The organism is Wocania arenilitoris, from assembly GCF_021728535.1.
Classification (GTDB): domain Bacteria; phylum Bacteroidota; class Bacteroidia; order Flavobacteriales; family Flavobacteriaceae; genus Wocania_A; species Wocania_A arenilitoris.
This window is the reverse complement of the sequence record NZ_JAKKDU010000012.1, coordinates 111,671-135,989: the sequence shown is the minus strand read 5'-3', so window position 1 is coordinate 135,989 and position 24,319 is coordinate 111,671. Positions and strand designations below refer to the sequence as shown.

Genomic DNA, 24,319 nt, shown 5'->3' with positions numbered 1-24,319 from the left:
GGCTGGTCAGACAGCAGGCCTTGTATGCCATTGGTAATGTATTCTTTAGTCCAGCGCTCTTGTGTTCTGGTGCTGATGCTTAAATATTCACAGAGCTTTTTTCTAGTCTTGAATTTTTTACCTTGTAGATTCAATGAGCCAAATGATTCTTTTTTCAAATCTGAAATTTGGTTGCTTTTTGCGGAGTGAAACAAGTTCTGCTACACTTTCTTTGATTGCGAATTCTTGTGGTTTTGCCATCCTTAAAGATATACAAATATAACGACATTACATAATTAAATTGGTATAATACCTTTTGGTTTAATGAATTATGGATTTCAGAATTTGAAAATATTCTAAGTGAAACAGATAGAAACTTTTATAATATCTTTTTTGCTGGCTTACCTTTAATCATAGGTAATTCAATTACAATTCTATTCATATTTAGTAAACCTTATAAATTATTAGTAGGTTTATCCCTAAAAGAAAAGAATAAAAATGATCATTTTTTTTAAAGTTTAAATTTTATTTATTGGTTTAATAAAGTAGGCTTAGCTTTTGGAGTGTTTTCTATGAGCTGTATGGACTTTGCTTTTATAGCTTATACCAAAGCTAGTTTACCACATTATTAAATAGAGAAAAGAAAAATGATAAATTAGAAAGTAAAATCAATGACCTTGAAGAAAAATTCAAGCCTATACAAGACCAGATTTGGAAATTAAGAGATAAAATTAGAGAAATAAAGAATGAACTTGGAATTATAGATTACGAATTTTGAAAAAGTGGTCACAACAACTTAGTACTATGGAAGGAAAATCCTGCTAATTCCTTCGCAATTAATAATATACAAAATTGTTAAACAAACTTTTTAAATTCTTAAAATTTACTATAGCTCTCGGCTAATCAAAACTCCAACCTTTATAGCTGCTGGATGCTTCTAATTTATTTTCAATTACATCATCTAGTTCGGGAAAAAAGTCAATGCCTGTAAGTTTTTCAATGGTATCAACAGAAACTACAAACCGGTATAATGGTTTATTAGATTCTTTATGCGGCATTAAAAAAGCAATCATTTTTGTTTTACCTGTATTATTATCAATTAAAATTTTATAAAATTGATTTGGTACAGAAACTGCTTCATCTCCGATGGTTTTCATATTCTTTGTTAAAATACCTCCTGTTATAACAAAAACGCCATCGTATTTACTTGCCCAATAACGGACTTTTTGTTCTAGTTTATTCCAAATCCCAGAATTAAAATCGTGTTTTTGTGGACTAATATTACTGGTTAAAAAGGTTTCATCATGTGCAGATTTATTGTAACGCCTATCTCCAGCAGGACATAAATGTCCGCGGTCATAACCAGAGTTTCTATAATTACGCCAATTTGCCGCACCTGTTTTTACAGTATTATCTATTTCAAAATAAGGGCGTTTGTGGTTGGTGTTAGATAGATGAGATTTTTTTAACTCATAGGCAACCCATTCTGCCTGTTCATGCGGTTCGCTATATGATAACGAATACCCGTTGTGATGAATTACTTGATTTGTTGTACTTGTTGGTAAAAAGTATTCGTTAGTATCTTTTTTTATCGAGGTGCCTTCAGATACAATTTCAGCTTTTTCATTTTCATTTAAAAAATAGTCATACCCGTAAACGCCTAAAATAATTATTAAAGCAGATATGGTGTATAATGTGTGTTTATTCATATTTAATCAAAAAATAAATCTAAAGGTTTAAAATTAAAGCTAAATTCTATAACTTTTTTTACTTTAGCAATAACAATTTTTTATATGACATACCTTTATAATATTGGGTCTTATTTTTTAATGATAGCCGAAATGTTTCGCAAACCAACTAAATGGTCTGTAATGAAAACACTAATCTTTAAAGATATTAACGATTTAATAATTGGCTCGTTAGGCATTATTGCATTTATTTCGTTTTTTGTTGGTGGTGTTATAACCATACAAACCGCTTTAAATATTGATAACCCATTAATTCCTAAATATCTTGTAGGTTTTGCAACTAGGCAATCTGTTATTTTAGAGTTTGCGCCAACATTTACCTCTATTATTATGGCAGGTAAAGTAGGCTCGTTTATAACGTCTAGTATAGGAACCATGCGTGTTACCGAGCAAATTGATGCCTTAGAAGTTATGGGGATAAATTCGCTTAACTACCTTGTTTTTCCTAAAGTAGTAGCATTAATGTTATACCCTTTTACTATTGCTATTGGAATGTTTCTTGGTATTTTAGGAGGAATGGCTGCCTGTGTTTTTGGTGGTTACACCTCGCTAGCAGATTATATTATTGGAATTCAAACCGATTTTGAGACTTTTCATGTTATATATGCCTTTGTTAAGACATTTATATTTGCGTTTGTGCTAGCAACTATTCCGTCGTTTCATGGTTATTATATGAAAGGCGGTGCGCTAGAGGTTGGAAAAGCTAGTACAACTTCTTTTGTGTGGACAGCTGTAGTTGTTATTTTATTAAATTATATTTTAACTGATATGATGTTAGGTCAATGATAGAAGTAAAAAAATTACATAAATCGTTTAGCGGTGTTGAGGTTTTAAAGGGTATAAGTACCTCATTTGAAAAAGGTAAAACCAATCTTATTATAGGGCAAAGTGGTTCTGGGAAAACGGTTTTTTTAAAATGTTTATTGGGTTTATTTGATTATGAAAAAGGGACGATTGCCTATGATGGACAAATATTTTCGCAATTAACTGAAGATCAAAAAAGAAATTTGCGTGCCAAAATTGGTATGGTATTTCAAGGTAGCGCTTTGTTTGATTCGATGACTATTGCTGAAAATGTTATGTTCCCTCTACGCATGTTTACAAAACAAAGTAAGAGTGAAATGGAAGATCGTGTAGATTTTGTTTTAAAACGTGTAAACCTTGACAATGCCCATAACAAAATGCCTAGTGAAGCTTCTGGAGGCATGCAAAAACGTGTAGCTATTGCTCGTGCTATTGTAAATAATCCTAAGTATTTATTTTGCGATGAACCAAATTCTGGATTAGACCCGAAAACAGCTATTGTTATAGATAATTTAATTCAGGAAATTACAGACGAATACCAAATAACTACAGTTATTAATTCGCACGATATGAATTCGGTTATGGAAATTGGCGAAAAAATTGTGTTTTTAAAAAATGGACTGAAGGCTTGGGAAGGCTCAAAAGAAACTATTTTCAAAACAGATAACGAAGTGGTTACTGATTTTGTTTATTCTTCAAATTTATTTAAAAAAGTACGTAAAATGTATATTGAAGAGAATCAGTGATTCCACTTGTTTTTTTTGAAACTAAAAAGACGATTTAAGGTTTTAACTTACTATTACAAAATATCCTTTAACTCTTTTACTTTCCAAAGTTTATTTTCTTTAATAAACAAATCAAACATTGCTGTGTGACTTGCACCAGCTAAAACCATAATTCTTTCATCTGATTCTTCTGTTTGTTTCTGAATTAAAGACCACATGTATAGGTTTCTTTTATACCATTCAGAAGTTAATAATGGCCCATAAAAATCATGGGTACCACCTGCGAGTAGCATTAACTCATTATGGAAATAGTTAGAAAAAGCACGCATTTCGGGCTTATTTAAAAAAGTTGTGAGTTCAATAAGTGATTCTCCGGCTTCAATTTTGCTATCAAATTCTTCGGTAAACCTAGAAATAGCTTTTTCAATTTTTGCTTGAAGCTCAATTTGATTATTCTTTACAACATCCGTCATAACCTCACTAAACGGAAAGGTTGTTCCGGTATAATCAATCCCATAAACTTTTTTCAGATTATTTTCTTTAGCTACTTTAAATCCTAATTGAAATATTTCATTTTTAAGATTAAAATCTGAAAGATTCTCGTTTTTAAAATATTCGTCATTAAGATATAGTTGGTATAAAGAATCTAATTCTTCTTGCTTATTATAAGGCCATTCTACAAATACTTTTGTTGGGTTATAATTGTTAATGCTAGAACTTATTTTTTCTAACTCTAGTTGAGATGCTTCACTAAGAATGTCAAACGATTTGGTTTTTGCTAAATCTGCACCTGGGTTGTTGTAATGAAATGTGCCTATAAGCAAAATCTCTTTGCTGTTTGAAACTTCGTCAGTCTCAATCTGTTGTTTTTCTTGTTTTTTTGTACAGCTAAAAATTAGTAAAATAACTAATAGTGAGAATATTTTTTTTTTCATATTAAAACTAATTATAAATGAAGTTTAATAATAAATTACAAATTTTTTTAGAGGTAATATAAAACCTAATAATTAAAAACAAAAAACCAAATTTCAATTGATTTAGATAATAAGATTACTTATATTTTATTAATTTTTAATTAATACGCTTAACAACTAACGTGTCTAATTCTAGCTTTAGTTTTAACCATTTCTCAAGCTTTTCTTTGTCCTTTATTCTTGCTGGTTCTTTGGTTAAAGAATCTACCCATTTTACCGAGAAAACAGATAGGGTATCCATTTTACTAAAGTTGGAGTTTATAACGTTAGCATATGAAAATTGTTCAATGGTTTCGTAGTTGATTTTTACTTCTTTTGTTAATTCTTCAAAAGCGATATAATTTTTTTCAAGTTTAGAAAGTTGTCTTACTTTGTTTTCTAAATAGGTGATTTTTTCTGTTTGAGATAACAAGTCTAATGAGTCTCTAAATCTAAGTTCTTTCATATATCTGAAATTATCTAACCCTTGACTTCTACTTTGATTAAATTTAAGTTTGGTATTGTATTTACTCAAAGCAGGATATGAAGCCAATCGGCTTTGCAATAGTGAAATAGTACTTTCAGGAATTTCATCCAATCCAAAAGAATTTAAGACGATTTCACTTTCTTCGTTTCCTCCGAACTTATATATAGTGTTTTTTTTGATATATTCTGAATGGGGCAATGCTTCCAATTCATCATTTATAAATGATTGAGCATCAATCTCAAAGCTGCTTTCTTGGTAAACACTAAAAAATGTAAAACCAGCAGGAACCATAACAACAATGGCCAGTAACATCGCCATTCTTGAAATGAATCGACGCTTTTTAGAGTTAACATATTTAAGCATAGGGAAGCGTAGCACTTTTAAAACTAAAAATGTTGCCAATGCAATGAATATAGTATTAATGGTAAATAAATACATGGCTCCTAAAAAGTACTCCCAATTACCTTTAGCAAGCCCATAACCTGCAGTACATAAAGGAGGCATTAAGGCAGTTGCAATAGCAACTCCAAAAATAACTGATGCAATGGTACCCCGTTTTGTACGAGCTATAATAAGAGCTAATCCACCAAAAAAAGCAATTAAAACATCACGTATATCAGGTTGAACTCTTCCTAAAAGTTCAGAAGTGTCTTCACTTAATGGAAAAAATCTAAAAAATAAAGAAGCTGTTAATAAACTCAACACAATCATGATTGCCAAATTTATTAATGATCGTCTTAAAGTATCAATATCGTTAATAGCAATAGACATACCTACACCTAAAATAGGCCCCATTAATGGCGAAATTAACATGGCTCCAATTACTACTGCGGTCGAGTTTGCATTTAATCCAACCGATGCCACAAATATGGAACAAATTAATATCCAAGCAGTTGCGCCTTTAAACGGGATATCACCTTTTATAGCTTCAATAGTGGCATCTCTATCTGTGTCATCTCGAAAATCTAATAATTCGCTAAAAAACGTTTTAATACTTTGAAATAAACCTTTTGCATCTTTTCTAACCGCTTCTTTAGATTGCTCTACCGCTTTGTCTTTAACGTTTTCCTCTTCAGAAAAATTAAATTTATTTTCTTCCATAAGTTTTAAAATTCCAAAATTGAACCCCCAAATCCTAAAATCTATTTTCAGAGAATTGAAATCAATATTACACGAATATATAAAAATAAATAGAGGGGTTTATTTTATCTCTACTTTACCAATTTTTTTTAAATCATTTCACCCTAAATGATCACCATAAGTTGTTTTAACTTTTTGAAGTACTTTTTTAATATCCTGCTCTTTTGACTTTGGATAAATAAGTAAAACTTCGTCTTTGTCAACTATTATATAATCTTTTAAACCATCAACCACAACTACTTTGTCGTTTTTGGTACGAATCATATTTCCTGAAGCATCTTCGGTTAAAGTTCTAGAGTTTACAACCGCATTACCAGATTTATCTTTGTCTAATTTATCATATAAGCTACCCCAAGTTCCTAAGTCGTTCCAATCAAATTCAGCTGCAATTACAAATACATTATTCGATTTTTCCATAATAGCATAATCCACCGAAATGTTTTCAGCTTTTTTGTAATTATCTCTAATAAAATCATCTTCAAAATCGGTATTATAGGCATTTATACCGTTTTCAAATAAATCAAATAAAGCGGGTTGATTGTTTTTAAATGCTTTAATTACACTTTTAGCACTCCACATAAAAATACCGGCGTTCCATAAAAAATTGCCTTGAGCTATAAAAGTTTTTGCAGTTTCGTAATCTGGTTTTTCTCTAAATTGATTTACCGATTTAATTGCTTCCGCGGAAGTATTAATAAATTCAATATATCCGTACCCGGTATTAGGAAAAGTTGGTGTAATACCTAGCGTCATTAATGCGTCATTTTCTGAACAATAATCAAATGCTTGTTTAACGTTTTTAGAGAATGCATTTTCATCTTCAATCCAATGGTCGCTTGGTGCTACAATCATTACAGCATCAGGATTTTCTTTTTGAATTTTTAATGAAGCATACAAAATACAAGGCGCTGTATTACGCATTGCAGGTTCTAAAACCACTTGCCGTTTTGTAACTTCAGGAAGTTGCTCATAAACCAAATCGTTATAACGTTCGTTAGTTAAAATAAAAATATTTTCTTTTGGAATTAAATGTGCTAAACGGTTAAAAGTTTTTTGAATAAGCGTATCGCCTGTACCCAACATGTCGTGAAACTGCTTAGGAAATTCTTCTGTGCTTACTGGCCAAAACCTAGAGCCAACACCACCTGCCATTAATATGGCGTAATAATTTTTGTTCATTCTTTAATTTAATAATTCTACTTCTGCATTTGGGTTGAAAAGATACAACTTTCCTGTTTTAACCTCAATGCATTCATAGCGTTTTATACGTTTGCTACCTTTTTTAAATATTTTCCCGTTGTATAATTTAAAAATGCTTCCTACAGGCACTTCAAAAATATAAGTTTTATTATTTGGTGCATCAAACTGTTTTAATGCTAAAGCTAAATTAACATCGGTATCGCTTGATGCTTTTGGGTTTTTAAAATGGTTTGCTAAAAGTGGTAGCAATTCATTGGAGAAAATATTGGGATTTAAAAATGGTAACATAAGGTGTTGAAACGTAAGTTTCCATTCCAAACCATGTGGTTTTATAAATTTACCATAAGTATTGTAGGCTTCAAAATGTGCAATTTCATGAATTAAAGTTATAAGAAACCGGTATTTATTCAAATTAGAATTAATCGTAATTTGATGTTTCCCGTTAGGTAATTGTTTGTAATCGCCATGGCGTGTTTTACGCTCATTTTTAACTTTAACGGTTAGATTATCGTGTTCTATAAGTTTTAAAACTTGTGGTATTGCTTCTTGTGGGATATAGTCTTGCAGCAGGTTTTGCATATAGTAAAAATAATGTAATTTTCTTATAGCAAATTACATCCTCTCTGGAACTTGAATGCCTAAAATACTAAAAGCGTTTTTAATGGTTAAAGCGACCTTATTTGAAAGTTGAACTCTAAATATTTTATCAGACTCATTATCTGCACCTAAAATGGATACATTTTGATAGAATGAATTAAAAGCTTTAACCAGCTCATAAGTATAATTTGCAATTATGGCAGGACTATGTTGTATTGCTGCATTTTGAATAATTTCGGGAAATAACTGCAGTTGTTTAATGAGTTCTTTTTCTTTGGGATGTAAAATTATTTCAACTTCACTTAATACAGTCTTATAATCGAAATGAGTTTTTCTTATTATAGATTGAATTCGAGCATAAGTGTATTGGATAAATGGCCCTGTATTGCCTTGAAAATCGATAGATTCTTTTGGGTCGAATAAAATACGCTTTTTAGGATCGACTTTTAAAATGTAATATTTTAAAGCGCCTAAACCAATGGTTTTATAAAGCGCTTGTTTTTCAGCATCAGAATAACCATCAAGTTTTCCTAATTCTTCTGAAATTTCTCCAGCAGTTTTAGCCATATCTTCAATTAAATCGTCGGCATCAACAACAGTTCCTTCTCTGCTTTTCATTTTTCCACTAGGTAAATCTACCATTCCGTAACTTAAATGATACAGGTTTTTTGCCCAATCAAATCCTAATTTTTTTAGTATTAAAAACAACACCTGAAAATGATAATCTTGCTCGTTACCAACGGTGTAAACCATACCGCCAACATCTGGAAAATCTTTAATACGCTGTATAGCAGTACCAATATCTTGGGTCATGTAAACCGCTGTGCCATCGGCACGAAGTACTATTTTTTCATCTAAACCTTCATTGGTTAAATCGCACCAAACCGAGCCGTCTTCTTTTTTAAAAAACACACCAGTTTTTAATCCTTCATCAACAAATTCTTTTCCTAGTAAATAGGTGTTGCTTTCGTAATATAAAGTATCAAAATCTACTCCTAAATTTTTATAGGTTACATCAAATCCATCATAAACCCAGCCATTCATTTTTTCCCATAGGGCTACAATTTCTTCGTCGCCAGACTCCCATTTTAAAAGCATATTTTGAGCTTCTAATAAAATTGGGGCATTCTTTTTAGCATCTTCAATAGTTTTGCCATTAGACACTAGATTTTCAATTTCTTTTTTATATTCTTGGTCAAACTTTACATAATAATTCCCAACCAATTTATCGCCTTTTAAACCTGTGCTTTCTGGAGTTTCGGTATTGCCAAAACGTTTCCAAGCCAACATACTTTTACAAATATGAATACCTCTGTCGTTTATAATTTGCGTTTTATATACTTTTTTACCCGACGCTTTTAAAATTTCGGCAACACTATAACCTAATAAATTGTTTCTTATGTGTCCTAAATGCAGTGGTTTATTGGTGTTTGGAGAAGAATACTCGACCATTATGGCTTTTTCGCTAGTATCAGAATTTACAAATCCGTAGTTGTTATTACTATTTATAATCTTGAAGGAATTGATAAAGTAATTATCATCAATTTCAATATTTAAAAACCCTTTTACAACATTAAATGCTTTAACATCATTTACATGTTTAACTAAATAATTACCAATGTTTTCGCCTATTTGAACTGGGTTTCCTTTAATAAAGCGTAACATAGGAAAAATAACAACAGTAATATCGCCAGCAAATTCTTTTCTGGTAGCTTGAAATTCTACAGTATCAATTTCTATATTATATGTTGTTTGTATGGCTTGTTTTACGTGGTTAGATAACGTCTTTTGAAGGCTCATTTACAATAACTTTTAAGTGAGCAAAGATAGAATATTTATTAATTTATAAAGTTTAAATTAATTCCAATATTCAAAAAGTCTAAACGCATTTTAAAGCAATTAAACTTAAAGCTAATTATTTTAAAAAACCGTTACTTTTTTCCTCCTAAAAAACTTAGCGCAATTGCTGCTAAACCTAAAACAATAGTTATGTAAGAGTTGGTGTTGTCTTGAGCTTCAACACTAAAATCTCCAATACTTACTGCTGCTTCTGGAGCAACTAAAGTATAAATTCCGTAACCAACTAGTACAATGCCAAGAATTATAAGAATCATTTTTGCATTTTTATTCATAATGGATGAGTTTTAATTTTTTATAATATAAGAAATATTTTAGTATTGAGTTTTATATGGGTTTAAAGTAAACTAAAAAAGCAAAAAAGCTCAAGATGTATTTTGTCGATAAAAGTGTCGTTTTTCTATGTTTTTTGCCGTTAATCTATTCGTCGATTTTGCCGTAATTTTTTTGTGTTCTTTTCATCTAATTTTTTGGTATTAAAACGCAGAAATTAGCTTTATGCATCTCTTTTTACAACTTTTGTTCGGTAAAGCTATTGAAAAACTATTAAAAACTAAGAAATATTACAGCTTAATAGAGTAATCTTTATTTCCCTCAAATAAGGCAACTTTATATCATATTGCTTTGTTATTGGTGTAATTAAGATATTGTATGAGGAAAATAATTACGTTAATTATATTTTTATCTATATGCTTTGGGTTTGCTCAAACCAAAGCGATAGATAGTCTTTCCCTACAATTGGCGTATCAAGATCAAGATAGTTTAAAAGTAGATACTTCAGTTCAACTTATAAAATTGCTTTACGATATAAATGATTTTGATAGAGCTATTAAGCACATTATCCAAAGCGAAAAACTATCTATAAATCTTAATTACCATAAAGGCATTGCCGAAATAACCTATTACAAAGCGTTAATTTATGCCCAGCGAAATGATTATATAAACGCTGTTAGTGAATTTGAAAAATCAAAAGCGCTGTTTCGTCAGTTAAAAGATACACTTGGTATTGCAAAAGTTAATAACAGTATTGGCTTGCTAGAAATTAAACGTGGTAATTATGCTAAAGGATTGCAATACTCATTATCTGCTATTGAGGAGTTGGAAAAGCGTAATTACACCAATGAACTTAAGCTATCATACAGCAATTTAGCCAAAGCATATTATAATATTAATGCTTTTGATAAAGCTATTGAATATTACCTTAAAGCTTTAGAAATTCAAGAGCAGTTAGGTGATACTGAAGGCGTAAATGAATCAAACAGCTTTTTGGCAGAACTGTATTCTACCAAAAAAGAGCACAGAAAGTCTATAGAATATTACGAAAAAGTATTAAACAGCGCCGGTTCTGATAACGATTCAATTCAAGGCATTATTTATCCTAAGCTAGGAGGTGAATACCTTAAGTTTAATGATTACGAACAAGCCAAAAAGTATTTAGTTAGAGGCTATAATATTAATATTAGAAGTAAAGATAAGGCAAGCCTATTAAAGGTGTTAAATAACCTAGGCGATTTAAATTTACAACAAAGACGATTAATTTTAGCCGAAAAGCAACTTAGAAAAGCTGGAGATATAGCAAAAGAACTCGATAATAAAAAAGAATTACTAAAGCATTATAAATTAATGAAAGCTTTAGATTCTACTAAAAGAAGATGGGATAGAGTTGTTGTTTGGCAGCGCGAATATTATGAATTAAATAATGAGTTAAATAAAAATAACTTAGATGTAGATTTAAATGCTAATGAAGCTACCAAACTTGAATTAGACCCCAATTTTGATAAAGAAATTACATCGCCTAACACTACCAATTTAGAACCCACTAATAAAGTTTCTAAAACAGAAAGTAAGCAAAAAGCTGATAGGTTTAAGCTTATTTTTTATGCATTATTGGCAGCATTAGCAACAGTATCAACCTTTTTAATATTAATTTATTTAAAAAGGAATAGTAGTATAAAATACACTCAAGAGCTTGAAGAAAAAAATATAAAAATTGAATTGCAAAACAAAGCTTTTCAAGAACAAACAAGACATCTTGAAAGCGTAAATAATGTAAAAGACAAATTGTTCTCTATAGTATCGCACGATTTAAAAGATTCACTTTCCTCTATTAATGGCTTTATAGATTTACTAAAAGATGGTTCGCTTTCGCGTGAAGAATTCGACAACTTAATACCCGAATTAAGCGAAAATGCCAATAGCGCATCTTTATTATTATTCAATTTGTTAAACTGGTCTAAATCTCAAATGCATTCGTTAGAGCCTAAACCAAGCTTATTTGATGTTCAAGAAGTTTTTGAAGACAAAGTCAAGCTCATAGAACAACGCATGGAAAACAAAGGGATAACACTTGTAGACCGATCGTTGAGAGATTTTGTTTATGCTGATAGAAGTATGTTCGAAATTGTTATCCAAAATTTACTGGCAAACGCCTTAAAATTTAGTAAAGATGGAGATACTATAACCATCTCGAATCATATCAGTAATGGTAGTTGTATTATTAGTGTTGCCGATACTGGTGTAGGTATTTCTAAACAAAACATCGAAAAGCTTTTCAAGAATAATACCTATACAACTTTAGGTACTAATAACGAAAAAGGCACAGGTTTAGGATTATCTATTTGTAAAGAATTAATTGAGCTTAATAAAGGTAAAATTTGGGTAGAAAGTACGCCAAATGTAGGTAGTACTTTTTTTGTGCAATTGCCAAAATCTAAGTCGACTCCATAAAATTTTAGAATATTATTTTATTTTTGGGAGTACTCTCCTTTGGTCGAGTCGAGGTTTCCACTTGTGGTTTTGGCTCCATGCGCGACTCGCCAAAAGCTATCACTACAATATATAAAGCTATAATATGCCTAATTTTTTTTAGGCAAAAACACTTCCGCCATCATGCAACGGGCACTTCCGCCACCACAAACTTCAATAGTATCTAACGAGCTCGATAGTATTTTACTGTGTTTTTCTAATCGTTGTATTTGAGATGCAGTTAACGAGTCGTATGCAGATTGACTCATTATTAAATACAATTCGTCGTTGGTGCCCTTTACTTGTAACATATTGCCAGCAAAATTAGCAACTTGATTTTCGGTAATATCAACAATTTCTTTACCGTTTTCTTTTAAATGCTTAATAACATTTTTGCGTTCTTTTTTATTGTCAATACTATTTAAACAAATTACGGCAAAAGTTTCACCTAAGCACATCATAACGTTGGTGTGGTAAATCACTTTTCGTTTACCATTAACGGTTTGGTTTGCTGTAAAAATTACTGGTGTATATTCAAAATCCTCACAAAATTCAATAAATAAATCCTCATCTGCACGAGGCGATAATGAGCAATAAGCTTTTCGGTTTACTCGATCTAAAATTACACTTCCTGTACCTTCAAGAAAAACATCTTCTTCTTCAGCACTAGTGTAATCTACTATTTGATTAATAATAAAACCTTCTTCTTCTAATTTATCTAAAATATCATCACGTCTCTCAAAACGTCTATTTTCAGCAAACATAGGATACACTCCAATATTACCATTTTCATGAAACGATATCCAGTTATTAGGAAAAACAGAGTCTGGAGTATCAAACTCTTTTGTGTCGTTTACAACAACAACATGTACACCAATTTGCCTTAATTTCTCAACATAGATATCAAACTCTTTTTGTGCTTTAATGTTAATTGCTTCTGGTAAAACATTATCAATATGCTCTTGATAATAGTTGTTTACAGCGGTTTGTTCATTCATCCTAAAATTTATAGGACGAATCATTAATATAGTATTTGTAGTTTGTTGCATATATTTTATAAAATCGTTGTAAAAGTATAATTAATTTACATTATAATTAAAGAAGATTTAAAAGTTATAAATTATGAAGAAATTAGGGGACTGCCTGATTTTCAAGTTAAGGAGAAACCTCTAAATTGGTTAACAGCAAAGTTTAAAAATGATAGAATTTTTTCAAAGTAAAAACTAAAACACTTGGCACAATTGAATTAACTCAATCCTAATCGGAATGCTTCCTTAAGGAAATTCCGCTACAAGCATTGCATAAAAACTTAAACAAACTCCTAAATCAAATAAGAGCTTAAAAAACAAGCTATCTTAAAAGTGAATTTTATTTCATATTGAGCCTGTCGAAATACTTTAACCCCTTATAATTAAGATCAGTTTCGACAAGCTCAACTTGGTAAATTGAATTACAATGACCTTAAAGACAACCTCATATCATTTATAAATTATTTTTACAGACTTATTAATTCTTTATTATCAATAGCTTTACTAATATTTACTGTAACATATTTATGGCTGTTAAAAAATTTCTTTTTAGATACTAATTTAATAGTAGCAATTAAATTTCCATTTTTCTCTTTAATTGAAGTGACTTCAACTGTTTTACCTTTAATGCTTTCGTAATTAGCAATGCCTCCTTGTTTTATAATAAAGTTACGTTTTGGTAAGTTAATATGTTTGTAATTATCGGTTTCGCCAATAATAAATAAATCACCAATATTAACTTTTGTGTCTGTATTTTGAGAATAAGTTAAACTTGTAAAGAAAACTAATAAAAGTGTAAATAAGATATTGTTTTTCATGACTAAAAGTTTAATAGATTATAATTTTAATCAAAAATAATTATAAAATTAATAATTATCAAGGCTAAATTATAGTAAGTATTAATTAGATAGTAAAAAATAATAGTAGCTTTAGCTAAGCTTAAACTGTTGTATTTTAAACAACTAGTTGTTGTTCAGTCTAAAATTTATTATCTTCACTCACTCAAAACACATATTCGCTCAATATAGCTTTCATGCTAATCTTTCTTATAATAGATTTGATGAAAACAAAATATATATAATTATGAAAACACAATTAAAATTCACTCCAAAAAAAGTCCTAAGTGCTTTAGGTTACGTAACTATTTTAATGGTTGTAAGTGTGATGTTTAATCCTGTTTACGGGCAAGCAAACAAAACAAGTTCGCCAGAAATTTCTCAAAAAGAGAGAACAATTAAAGGTGTTATTAAAAACGAAGAAGGTCCATTGGAAAGTGCTAGTATTACTTTAAAAGGTTCTAATGTTGGTACAACGACTAATAGTAAAGGCGAGTTTGTATTTCCTAAGGCTTTAAAAACAGACGACGTTTTGCTTATAACGTTTTTAGGATATGATACCGTTGAGGTTAAAATTAAAGACGATACAACATTTATAAATCAAATGATGTCTGAAGATTTAATTGAATTTGTAGGCGCTTTAAATACAAATAAGCCTTATAAATCTAAACGCCCTAATTAGTTTTACAATTCAATTATATTTTAGCCTTTTTTAAATGAAAATGATACGATTTTTATTTTTATTCATTTTTGTATTTCACTCATATGCCCAAATTTCAGATTTTGATGGTATTGATTTTAAAAAGGCTGATAGAGTAGCTTTGAAATACAAAAATGAAAAGCTAAATAATTTACCCGAATTAGCACATAACCTTACCTTAAATTTAGCTACTGATGTTGAGCGGTTTAGAGCTATTTTTACTTGGGTTTGCAGTAACATAGCTAATGATTATGGCATGTTTTCAAAAAACATGTATAAAAGGCAACGGTTTAAAAATGATAGTGTTAAACTTAAAAATTGGAATACTAAATTTAGAAAGGCAACATTAAAAAAACTTGTAAAAAACAATAAAACCATATGTACGGGTTATGCTTATTTAGTAAAAGAACTTGCTGATTTAGCTAATATTAAATGTGAAATTGTACATGGTTTTGCAAAAACAAGTACAACAAATATTAAGAAAATAGATGCCCCAAACCATTCTTGGAATGCGGTTAAATTAGACGGTAAATGGTATCTATGCGACCCTACTTGGGCAAGTGGTATTCCTAATCCAACAACGTTTCATTTTGAGTTTCAATTTAACGATGGTTTTTTTTTAGCAAACCCAAGGCTTTTTGCTATAAATCATTTCCCTGCAAACAAAAAATGGTTGCTTTTAGATGATGCTAATGAAACGTCATTTGAAGCATTTATTGAATCTCCTATAATTTATGGGAAAGCTTATGCAAATTTGAATACTCATATTGCGCCTGAAAAAATGCACAACGTAATCAGAAAAAATGAAATAGTTACTTTTAAATTTAAGCTTAAAGATACAGTAGATGTTAAAAACGTTAGATTTTTAATTGATAATGGAAGTAATAGTAGCAACATATCTCCCAATTCTGTTACTACTAAAAATAATTACTTAACGCTAACCCATGCTTTTAAATATAGAGGGTTTTACGATGTACATTTTTATATTGACAAAGATTTAATTTCAACTTATACTTTTAAGGTAAAGAGTTAAATAAAAAAACGCTTCAATCCCAATTAAAATAAGGAGAAGCGTTTTTTTAATAAATTTATTTATGGCGATTTGCCATTTGGTAACTAAGTTTTTTAAAGTTACATCATTCCTGGCATACCGCCACCCATTGGAGCATGACCGTGTCCGCCAGCAGCTTCAGTTTCTTTAATGTCAATTAAAGCACACTCGGTAGTTAAAATCATACCAGCAACAGATGCTGCATTTTCTAATGCTATACGTGTTACTTTTTTAGGGTCGATAATACCTGCTTTTAGCATATCTACATATTGTTCAGATTTTGCATCGTAACCAAAATCTTTTTTACCTTCTAAAACTTTGTTTATTACTACTGAACCTTCACCACCTGCATTTTCAACAATAGTACGTAAAGGAGATTCAATGGCGTTATTAACGATTTGAACACCAGTAGTTTCGTCTAAATTTTCAGTTGTTAATTTTTCTAAAACAGCTTTTGCTCTTACTAGGGCTACACCACCGCCGGCAACAATACCTTCTTCTACAGCCGCTCTGGTTGCATGTAAAGCATCATCAACACGATCTTTCTTTTCTTTCATTTCAACTTCGCTAGCAGCGCCAACATAAAGTACCGCAACACCCCCAGCTAATTTAGCTAAACGTTCTTGTAGTTTCTCTTTATCGTAATCGCTAGTTGTCGTTTCAATTTGAGATTTAATTTGATTTACTCTAGCCTTAATATCCTTAGCATTTCCAGATCCATTAACAATAGTTGTATTGTCTTTATCAACCGTTACTGTTTCAGCAGTTCCTAACATACTTAAATCTGCGTTTTCAAGAGTAAATCCTCTTTCTTCAGAAATAACAGTTCCTCCTGTTAAAATAGCAATATCTTCTAGCATGGCTTTACGTCTGTCTCCAAAACCAGGTGCTTTAACTGCGGCAATTTTAAGTCCGCCACGTAATTTGTTAACTACTAATGTAGCTAATGCTTGTCCGTCAACATCTTCAGCTATAATTAATAATGGGCGACCAGATTGTGCAACAGGTTCTAATATAGGTAAGATTTCTTGTAAGTTAGAGATCTTTTTATCAAATAATAAGATGTATGGATTTTCTAAATCGGCAATCATTTTATCAGCATCAGTAACAAAATAAGGTGATAAGTAACCTCTATCGAATTGCATGCCTTCAACAACATCAACATAGGTTTCCATGCCTTTAGCCTCTTCAACAGTAATAACTCCTTCTTTACCAACTTTACCAAAAGCAGTAGCAATTAACTCACCAATGGTGTCATCATTATTTGCTGAAATAGCAGCAACTTGCTTTATTTTTTCAGAAGAATTACCAACTTGTTTTGATTGTTTTTCAAGATCAGCAGTAATAGCTTCAACAGCTTTATCAATACCACGTTTTAAATCCATTGGATTAGCACCAGAGGCAACATTTTTTAAACCTTCTTTTACAATAGCTTGAGCTAATACAGTAGCAGTTGTTGTACCATCACCAGCTAAGTCATTGGTTTTGCTTGCTACTTCTTTTACCATTTGTGCACCCATATTTTCGTGTGCATTTTCTAATTCTATTTCTTTAGCAACTGTAACACCATCTTTGGTAACTTGTGGTGCGCCAAAACTTTTACTTATTATTACATTGCGCCCTTTAGGCCCTAAAGTTACTTTTACTGCATTTGCTAATGCATCAACACCGCGTTTTAACCCATCTCGTGCTTCGATATCAAATTTTATGTCTTTTGCCATTTTAATATGCTTTATGCCATAAGCTTAATGCTTTAGGCGTTAGTTTAATTTTTGTTTTAATGAATATATTTTTCGTTTAATAGTGTTTATATCATTGTTTAATTCTAAAAAAGATTTTTCATTTATAAAATCTAAATCTCTGGAAAGAATTATAAGATATTCGACTTCTGAGGCAGAACCTAAAGCTATTGTTAAAAAAGCGATTAAACTCAGCATCACTATCTCTTCCAGAACCTTCACTTATGTTTGTTGGTATTGAAGAAGATGCTCTACGAATTTGTGAAATTATTCCATAAACCTCCCCTTTAGGGAAAGAATTAGTTAACTCATATATTTTAAGTGTAAATACATGACTTAATTTCCAAATATCATATTTTTTGAAGTTTCTCATTGCTTAAAGCTTAAGGTATATTGCTTGAAGCCATTTAAATAATTGCCAGTATATCGCTTTCGCGCATGATTAAATAATCTTTTCCTTCAAGTTTAAGCTCCGTTCCAGCATATTTGCCATATAAAACGGTATCGCCAACTTTTACAGTTATAGGTTCGTCTTTGGTGCCTTTTCCAGCAGCAACAACTTTTCCTTTTTGCGGTTTTTCTTTAGCGTTATCTGGAATAATAATTCCAGAAGCTGTTTTAGTTTCAGCAGCAGCAGGTTCTATAACAACTCTGTCTGCTAATGGTTTAATGTTTAAGCTCATCTCTGATTTTATTTTTTTAATTAATTAAATTATGTTAACACTAAAGTGTTATGCTAAAAATGTGCCAATACTTTTTTACTGACAAACTTACAGTAACAAAAAATGCCAACTGTATGAGTTGGCATTTTTTATAGTATGACATAAAATTATTGTAATGAGTCGCTTGTCGTTGTTGCGGCCTCATTAGTTGTTGTTGGTAATGGTGTTGTAGATGGTAAAGGTTGGGTAGTTGTTGCATTAGGGTCTAATGCTTTAGAGTCTACAGTTCCATCACCTGTATTAATTGCTACATTCGATAATAATATTAAAACTAATAGCAATGTTGCTAAAGCCCATGTGCTTTTATCTAAAAAGTCGGTTGTCTTTTTTACACCACCTAATTGTTGTGTGCCACCACCGCCAAAAGAAGAAGATAATCCGCCTCCTTTAGGGTTTTGTACCATAACTACTACTACTAGTAAAAATGCTACAACTACGATTAATGCTAAAAATATTGAAAACGTACTCATTATGCTTTATTGTTTTGTTCTTGTAATTGTTCTACTGCTTTAATTTGGTTTGCAAAGAAACCACTTTTTTCTGGATATTTCAAACTTAAAATTTTATAAGATTGAATGGCTTTTTTATAGTTTTTTTGTTCAACATAAATACGGGCTAAAGTCTCGGTCATTAAAGCTTCAGGTTGTATCATTTGTGCCTTTGCAAGATTGCCTTTTGATGATGTCGTTTTTGATGGTTTAATTTTTGGGTTTTCAGAAATAAATTTATTTATTAATTCAAACTTTTTGGCTTTCTCGCTATGTTCTGAAACTACTTTTTTTTCTTTTTTAGCAGACTTTTCTTCCCTTTTTATTGGTTTAAAACGGGTAAGTTTTAGCCACTCGTTAAACGAATGGGTTTCTCTTTTATCAAATTGAAGTGGTTTACCTAAGTTAAGTATGTCTTTAGCTGATGCTTCTTGGGTTTTAGTGTCTTTGGTAACGGTTTCAATGCGTTCAGATTCATCTAAAACAAAAGCTTTTACCGGACGTGCTTCTTTGGGTTGAAACAAGGTAGGGTCTAAAACGCCATCGGTATCTTTGATTTGTTGTTTTAATGCTTCATCAATGGCGACACTTTTATGTACTGAAATATCTTCAATCGTAACATCAATATTTTTTAAATGGGCGGTATTTTGTTTTATAAACTGAGATATTTCATTTTGAATAAAGTCTTTAGATGTTATAAAATCAAATAAAATACTTCTATCTGTTGTATAAGCTGCAGTGGTTTTAAGTTCTTGATTGTATTTAAAACTACTTTGGTCTTTTAAGCCTTTAAGGTATACTGCGCGTGCCGATTGAAAATATGGAAACTCATCAATAATAGATTTTACAGCCTGAGTTTGCTCATGTGTTATGGCTTGAGGGTTTTGAAGAATATATATAAAATCTGTACTATTCATTGTTGGCTAAGCCAAATTTAATTATTTAATATTTTATTACATTTCTGGTTTCTTTCTCGAAATGATTTTTTTAATTTTTTTAATTCTTTTTTATAAGGTAATTTCGAGAGCATCAGCCACCAATAGACTGTTTGTGTTATCTAATGGTAGCTGAGGTTCTCGAAGCTACCATTTAGCTAAAGTCGCATTAATAATGTCTTGAGTTAATCGATCAAAAATTTCTTCATGAGCGGTTGCTTTTTGTCCACCAACAAGTTGTGCGCTTCCAGGATAATCATAAAAAAATGTAAAGCTTTTTCCTTCTTCATTATCTTCTTCGTTATTAGTGTTATAAAAACTAATTTTCACACCAATTGTTAGTCTATTTTGTGCTGCTCTGTTGTCTGATGTTGCTGTAGTTGGGGAAATTCTATAGGTGGTAATTTCTCCCTCGTAAATCAAATCTGCATTAGAGGTTTCTAGTTTGTAATTGGTTTGATCTAGTATTTTATCTTGTAATGCTCTTTGAAAATCTTGATCTAAACCAGGTTCAAACAATAGGGCGCTGTTTTCTATACGATTGACTTGAAAGGTTTCAGCTTTTATGGAACTTGGTTGAGTAAATCCATATATGCCGCAAGATTGAAATGTTGCAATTGTTAATACTAATAAGGCGTACTTTAAATATTTCATTAGTTTCATAAAGTTATAAGAAAGATAAGTTTTTTATATTAACGATTTGCTATAAATCATATTGTTTAATCTTTCTGTATAGTGTGCGTTCGCTGATGCCTAATTCGGCAGCTGCTAATTTACGTTTTCCTTGATGACGTTCAAGCGATTTTTTTATTAATTCTAATTCTTTATCATGTAGCGATAGTGTTTCTTCTTCTTCAATCTCTTCAGCAAAATGATATTTGTCTTGGGCATCATTTTTTTCGTCATGCGAATTAGAATGCTCAGGAATTGAGATTACTTTGGTTTCTGCTAAAGTGTCTTCATAATTGGTTTCATCTTTTTCATTTTCACCATAAATTTTTTGAATTAAGCTTTCATGATCTTTTTCAACATCTTTTATGTTGCCATTTTTCATTAGTTCCATAGTTAGCTTTTTTAAATCATTCAAATCGCTTTTCATATCAAAAAGCACTTTGTATAAAATTTCACGCTCACTACTAAAATCACTTTCTGCTTTAGATGTTTTAATAACAGCTGGTAAATTGCTGCCCGATGTTGGTAAGTAGCCTCGTAATGTTTCAGCAGAAATCGTTCTATTTTGTTCTAAAACCGAAACTTGTTCAGCAATGTTTCGTAACTGTCTAATGTTTCCGCTCCATCTATGTTTTAGTAATGCTTGTATGGCATTGTCGGTTAATTTAACCGTTGGCATTTTATATTTTAAAGCAAAATCGCTTGCAAATTTTCTGAACAATAAATGAATATCGTCTTGTCGTTCGCGAAGTGGTGGTAAATGAATATCTACCGTACTTAGCCTATAATATAAATCTTCACGAAACTTTTCTTTTTCAATAGATTGAAACATGTTAGCGTTAGTTGCTGCTACTATACGCACATCTGTTTTTTGCACTTTACTAGAGCCTACCTTAATAAACTCGCCATTTTCTAAAACACGTAATAAGCGAACTTGAGTGGTTAAAGGTAACTCGCCAACTTCATCTAAAAAAATAGTACCGCCATCGGCAACTTCAAAATAACCAGAACGTGTTTGTGTTGCACCTGTAAATGCCCCTTTTTCGTGCCCAAAAAGTTCACTGTCAATGGTTCCTTCTGGAATAGCTCCACAGTTTACAGCTATATATTTGTTGTGTTTTCTATGAGATAATTGATGTATTATTTTAGGAATACTTTCTTTACCAACTCCAGACTCTCCTGTTACTAAAACCGAAATATCTGTTGGTGCTACCTGAATTGCTTTTTCTATAGCGCGATTTAGTGCTGGTGTATTACCAATAATACCAAAACGTTGTTTTATTGCTTGAACCGATTCCATAATTAATTATTCTTTGATAATCCAACGGCTTCTCCAATTAGTGTTGCAGTTGTACAATTAGTTGTTTTTACATTTACTAAATTACCTATATTGTAATTTTCTTTTGGGAACACACATACAATGTTTTGCGATGTTCGTCCAGACCAATGTGTGTCAGATTTTTTAGATTCTTTTTCAATTAAAACTTCAACAACCGTATTTAAGTGTTCTTTGGTTCTAATGCCGCTATGTTCTTGTTGTAATGCTACAATTTCTGCCAGTCGTCTTTTTTTTGTGGCTTCAGGAATATCATCTTCCATATTTCGTCCTGCCATAGTTCCTGGGCGTTCAGAATAGGTAAACATGTATCCAAAATGGTATTTAACGTATTTCATTAACGACACGGTATCTCGAAAATCGTCTTCGGTTTCTGTTGGAAAACCAACAATCATATCCTGACTAATAGCACAATCTGGAATAATTTCGCGAATGTTGTTAATCAATTCTATATATTCTTCACGTGTGTGTAAACGATTCATAGCTTTTAAAATACGGTCGCTTCCACTTTGTACTGGTAAATGAATATGATTACAAATGTTATGGTATTTCGCCATGGTTTCAACAACATCTAAAGTTAAATCTTGTGGATTTGATGTTGAAAATCGAATTCGCATTTTAGGTTGTGTTTTGGCACACAATTCTAATAAATTGGCAAAATTTACAGCGGTTGCTTTTTGTATGTCGCTAGCTTTAACAAAATCTTTTTTTAGTCCGCCACCATACCAAAGGTAGCTATCTACATTTTGCCCAAGTAGCGTAATTTCTTTATAACCTTTGCTCCATAAATCGTTAATTTCTTCAATGATGCTTTGTGGGTCTCGACTACGTTCTCTACCACGAGTAAAGGGTACCACACAAAAGGTGCACATATTATCGCAACCACGAGTAATTGATACAAAAGCTGTTACGCCATTGGTGTTTAAACGTACAGGCGAAACATCGCCATAAGTTTCTTCTTTAGATAGGATAACGTTTATGGCATCTCTACCTTCATCAACTTCGGCTAATAGATTTGGTAAATCTTTGTATGCATCTGGCCCAACAACTAAATCAACAATTTTTTCTTCCTCTAAAAATTTTGTCTTTAATCGCTCAGCCATACAGCCTAAAACCCCTACTTTCATTTTAGGATTATGGTCGCGTTTTACAGCATTGTATTTTTCTAAACGTTTACGTACGGTTTGTTCTGCCTTATCTCGAATGGAGCAGGTGTTTACTAAAATTAAATCGGCTTCTTCTAGTTTTTGAGTTGTATTAAAACCTTCGTTTGTTAAAATAGAAGCCACAATTTCGCTATCACTAAAATTCATAGCACACCCATAACTTTCAATAAAAAGTTTGCGTGTATTTTCTTTTTTATGTTTTAAAACCAAGGATTGCCCTTGTTTACTTTCGTCTATAACTTTCTCCATAATATACTTAAACCATAGTATAGTAGTCAATAAGTGTACAAAGATACTATTTATTTAGATTTTATGACACAATGTCAGGTTAATGTTTTGTTTTTTTGTAACAAATTTGCATTATTAATGACTATAAAATAGAAGCTAATAGACAATTTACAACTCGAATTAAAATATACAATGAGCTTTAATTAATTTATAATTTCTTGTTTTATTGAACTTTTAAAAACAAGATAAATTTTGTTAAATCTGTTAGAAAACATTTACTTTGAATAATTATACTAACCAATAATATAGAACATGAATACAATTTCCAGTTTATTAGAAAAAATAGAACGTGCCAAAGAATTAGATTTCGGAACTATTTTTAGTGAATCTATCGAACTATTTAAAAAGACTTGGTTACAAGGTTTTTTGCTTTGGTTATTTACCTTAATTGTAACATTTCCTTTAATAATTGCTTTATACGCACCATTATTTACACTTATTATTGCTCAACAAAATAATGGTGAGATTGATCCAGAAGCATTTAACGGTTTTTTTGCAGGTATGTCTGTTTTGTATATAGTTTTTGTAATTGTTGGAATTTTTGTTTTGGGTACAATAACATCAGCTTTGTATGCTGCTTTTTTTAGAATAATGAAGAAGTTAGATTATGGTCAAGAAGTAGCAACTTCAGATTTCTTTTATTTTGTTAAAAGTAAATATTTAAGTAAAATTTTTATATTAATGTTAATAGCATATGTAATATTAATTCCTTCAGCTCTATTATGTTATCTTCCTTTATTATATACCCTTGTACCACTTTCGTTTTTTGCACCTATTTTTGCTTTTAATGAAGAATTAGGTGTAAGTGATATTGTTAAAGCTAGTTTTAAGTTAGGAACTAAGAAATGGTTAATTGGACTAGGTTTATTAATTGTTAGTTTTTTATGTTACTTAGTTCTTGGTTTTATCACTTGTAGTATAGGATGGTTGTTTTTAAGACCTTTTATGTATCATCCAACATATTTAATTTATAAAAAAGTTGTTGGTTTTGAAGAAACAAGTGCTATTGAAGAAATAGGAACTTCTACTGAATAAAGTATATAATACAACACAAAAAACCTGTTTTTAAAATGTTAAAAACAGGTTTTTTTATTTAAAATGTTCACAGTTTATCTTTAAAAAG

Annotated in this window: 24 protein-coding genes; 6 read left to right on the top strand and 18 right to left on the bottom strand. The window is 30.9% G+C overall.

Translation table 11 applies throughout. The features are described from left to right. Positions 1-878: 878 nt before the first annotated feature. On the bottom strand, positions 879-1,688 hold the full coding sequence (locus tag L3X37_RS11260; RefSeq protein WP_237240273.1) for a DNA/RNA non-specific endonuclease: 810 nt from the start codon (positions 1,686-1,688) through the stop codon (positions 879-881). 84 nt (positions 1,689-1,772) lie between these two features. Here L3X37_RS11260 and L3X37_RS11255 point away from each other — a divergent pair, with 84 nt between their 5' ends. Next, the gene (locus L3X37_RS11255) at positions 1,773-2,513 is read left to right on the top strand and encodes an MlaE family ABC transporter permease (RefSeq protein ID WP_237240272.1); all 741 of its coding nucleotides are present in this window, start codon (positions 1,773-1,775) and stop codon (positions 2,511-2,513) included. Next, a complete protein-coding gene (locus tag L3X37_RS11250; RefSeq protein ID WP_237240271.1) occupies positions 2,510-3,277 on the top strand; it encodes an ABC transporter ATP-binding protein in 768 nt (255 codons plus the stop codon). The genes L3X37_RS11255 and L3X37_RS11250 overlap by 4 nt, the downstream gene beginning before the upstream one ends. A gap of 53 nt (positions 3,278-3,330) precedes the next feature. Here L3X37_RS11250 and L3X37_RS11245 read toward each other — a convergent pair whose 3' ends face one another. The 6 genes from L3X37_RS11245 to L3X37_RS11220 form a co-directional block, all read right to left on the bottom strand. Beyond that, positions 3,331-4,191, bottom strand: a complete 861-nt coding sequence (locus tag L3X37_RS11245) for a DUF5694 domain-containing protein (protein WP_237240270.1) — start codon at positions 4,189-4,191, stop codon at positions 3,331-3,333. Between the two features lie 136 nt (positions 4,192-4,327). Continuing rightward, a complete protein-coding gene (locus tag L3X37_RS11240) occupies positions 4,328-5,797 on the bottom strand; it encodes a DUF389 domain-containing protein (RefSeq protein WP_237240269.1) in 1,470 nt (489 codons plus the stop codon). 138 nt (positions 5,798-5,935) lie between these two features. Next, positions 5,936-7,015 (bottom strand): mannose-1-phosphate guanylyltransferase, encoded by a 1,080-nt coding sequence (locus L3X37_RS11235; protein WP_237240268.1) that lies wholly within the window; start codon positions 7,013-7,015, stop codon positions 5,936-5,938. Between the two features lie 3 nt (positions 7,016-7,018). After that, entirely contained in the window at positions 7,019-7,615 is a 597-nt protein-coding gene (locus tag L3X37_RS11230; RefSeq protein ID WP_237240267.1) for a SprT-like domain-containing protein, read from the bottom strand. A gap of 33 nt (positions 7,616-7,648) precedes the next feature. Then, positions 7,649-9,433: an arginine--tRNA ligase gene (gene argS, locus L3X37_RS11225; RefSeq protein WP_237240266.1), complete on the bottom strand. Its 1,785-nt coding sequence runs from the start codon at positions 9,431-9,433 to the stop codon at positions 7,649-7,651. Positions 9,434-9,564: 131 nt separating this feature from the next. After that, positions 9,565-9,765 (bottom strand): hypothetical protein, encoded by a 201-nt coding sequence (locus L3X37_RS11220; RefSeq protein WP_237240265.1) that lies wholly within the window; start codon positions 9,763-9,765, stop codon positions 9,565-9,567. 376 nt (positions 9,766-10,141) lie between these two features. Here L3X37_RS11220 and L3X37_RS11215 point away from each other — a divergent pair, with 376 nt between their 5' ends. Then, entirely contained in the window at positions 10,142-12,217 is a 2,076-nt protein-coding gene (locus L3X37_RS11215) for a tetratricopeptide repeat-containing sensor histidine kinase (protein ID WP_237240264.1), read from the top strand. A 128-nt stretch (positions 12,218-12,345) separates the two neighbouring features. Here the strand turns inward: L3X37_RS11215 and ctlX are convergent, their stop codons facing one another. Together ctlX and L3X37_RS11205 are read right to left on the bottom strand one after the other, a co-directional pair. Continuing rightward, positions 12,346-13,284: a citrulline utilization hydrolase CtlX gene (gene ctlX, locus L3X37_RS11210; protein WP_237240263.1), complete on the bottom strand. Its 939-nt coding sequence runs from the start codon at positions 13,282-13,284 to the stop codon at positions 12,346-12,348. 446 nt (positions 13,285-13,730) lie between these two features. Further along, positions 13,731-14,081, bottom strand: coding sequence for a dihydroorotase (locus L3X37_RS11205; RefSeq protein WP_237240262.1), 351 nt, complete (start codon positions 14,079-14,081; stop codon positions 13,731-13,733). Positions 14,082-14,346: 265 nt separating this feature from the next. On the opposite strand from L3X37_RS11205, the gene L3X37_RS11200 reads away from it, so the two are divergent. Together L3X37_RS11200 and L3X37_RS11195 are read left to right on the top strand one after the other, a co-directional pair. Continuing rightward, positions 14,347-14,781 (top strand): carboxypeptidase-like regulatory domain-containing protein, encoded by a 435-nt coding sequence (locus tag L3X37_RS11200; protein WP_237240261.1) that lies wholly within the window; start codon positions 14,347-14,349, stop codon positions 14,779-14,781. A gap of 40 nt (positions 14,782-14,821) precedes the next feature. Next, positions 14,822-15,832 carry a transglutaminase domain-containing protein gene (locus tag L3X37_RS11195; RefSeq protein ID WP_237240260.1) on the top strand — a complete coding sequence of 337 codons (1,011 nt, stop codon included), beginning with the start codon at positions 14,822-14,824 and terminating at the stop codon, positions 15,830-15,832. Positions 15,833-15,930: 98 nt separating this feature from the next. Here L3X37_RS11195 and groL read toward each other — a convergent pair whose 3' ends face one another. The 9 genes from groL to miaB form a co-directional block, all read right to left on the bottom strand. After that, positions 15,931-17,571, bottom strand: a complete 1,641-nt coding sequence (groL, locus tag L3X37_RS11190; RefSeq protein WP_237240259.1) for a chaperonin GroEL — start codon at positions 17,569-17,571, stop codon at positions 15,931-15,933. A gap of 39 nt (positions 17,572-17,610) precedes the next feature. After that, on the bottom strand, positions 17,611-17,721 hold the full coding sequence (locus L3X37_RS15455; RefSeq protein ID WP_369409900.1) for a hypothetical protein: 111 nt from the start codon (positions 17,719-17,721) through the stop codon (positions 17,611-17,613). Then, positions 17,690-17,962 (bottom strand): four helix bundle protein, encoded by a 273-nt coding sequence (locus L3X37_RS11185; protein WP_369409898.1) that lies wholly within the window; start codon positions 17,960-17,962, stop codon positions 17,690-17,692. The genes L3X37_RS15455 and L3X37_RS11185 overlap by 32 nt, the downstream gene beginning before the upstream one ends. A gap of 34 nt (positions 17,963-17,996) precedes the next feature. Then, entirely contained in the window at positions 17,997-18,272 is a 276-nt protein-coding gene (locus L3X37_RS11180) for a co-chaperone GroES (RefSeq protein ID WP_237240258.1), read from the bottom strand. A gap of 146 nt (positions 18,273-18,418) precedes the next feature. Further along, positions 18,419-18,781, bottom strand: a complete 363-nt coding sequence (gene secG / locus L3X37_RS11175) for a preprotein translocase subunit SecG (protein ID WP_237240257.1) — start codon at positions 18,779-18,781, stop codon at positions 18,419-18,421. Further along, entirely contained in the window at positions 18,781-19,716 is a 936-nt protein-coding gene (locus L3X37_RS11170) for a DUF8458 domain-containing protein (RefSeq protein ID WP_237240256.1), read from the bottom strand. The genes secG and L3X37_RS11170 overlap by 1 nt, the downstream gene beginning before the upstream one ends. Before the next feature lie 165 nt (positions 19,717-19,881). Beyond that, positions 19,882-20,388, bottom strand: a complete 507-nt coding sequence (gene lptE / locus L3X37_RS11165) for an LPS assembly lipoprotein LptE (protein WP_237240255.1) — start codon at positions 20,386-20,388, stop codon at positions 19,882-19,884. Between the two features lie 49 nt (positions 20,389-20,437). Next, positions 20,438-21,706 (bottom strand): sigma-54 interaction domain-containing protein, encoded by a 1,269-nt coding sequence (locus tag L3X37_RS11160; protein WP_237240254.1) that lies wholly within the window; start codon positions 21,704-21,706, stop codon positions 20,438-20,440. Between the two features lie 2 nt (positions 21,707-21,708). Next, a complete protein-coding gene (gene miaB / locus L3X37_RS11155; RefSeq protein WP_237240253.1) occupies positions 21,709-23,157 on the bottom strand; it encodes a tRNA (N6-isopentenyl adenosine(37)-C2)-methylthiotransferase MiaB in 1,449 nt (482 codons plus the stop codon). A gap of 291 nt (positions 23,158-23,448) precedes the next feature. Here miaB and L3X37_RS11150 point away from each other — a divergent pair, with 291 nt between their 5' ends. Further along, on the top strand, positions 23,449-24,231 hold the full coding sequence (locus L3X37_RS11150; RefSeq protein WP_237240252.1) for a hypothetical protein: 783 nt from the start codon (positions 23,449-23,451) through the stop codon (positions 24,229-24,231). Positions 24,232-24,319: the final 88 nt, after the last annotated feature.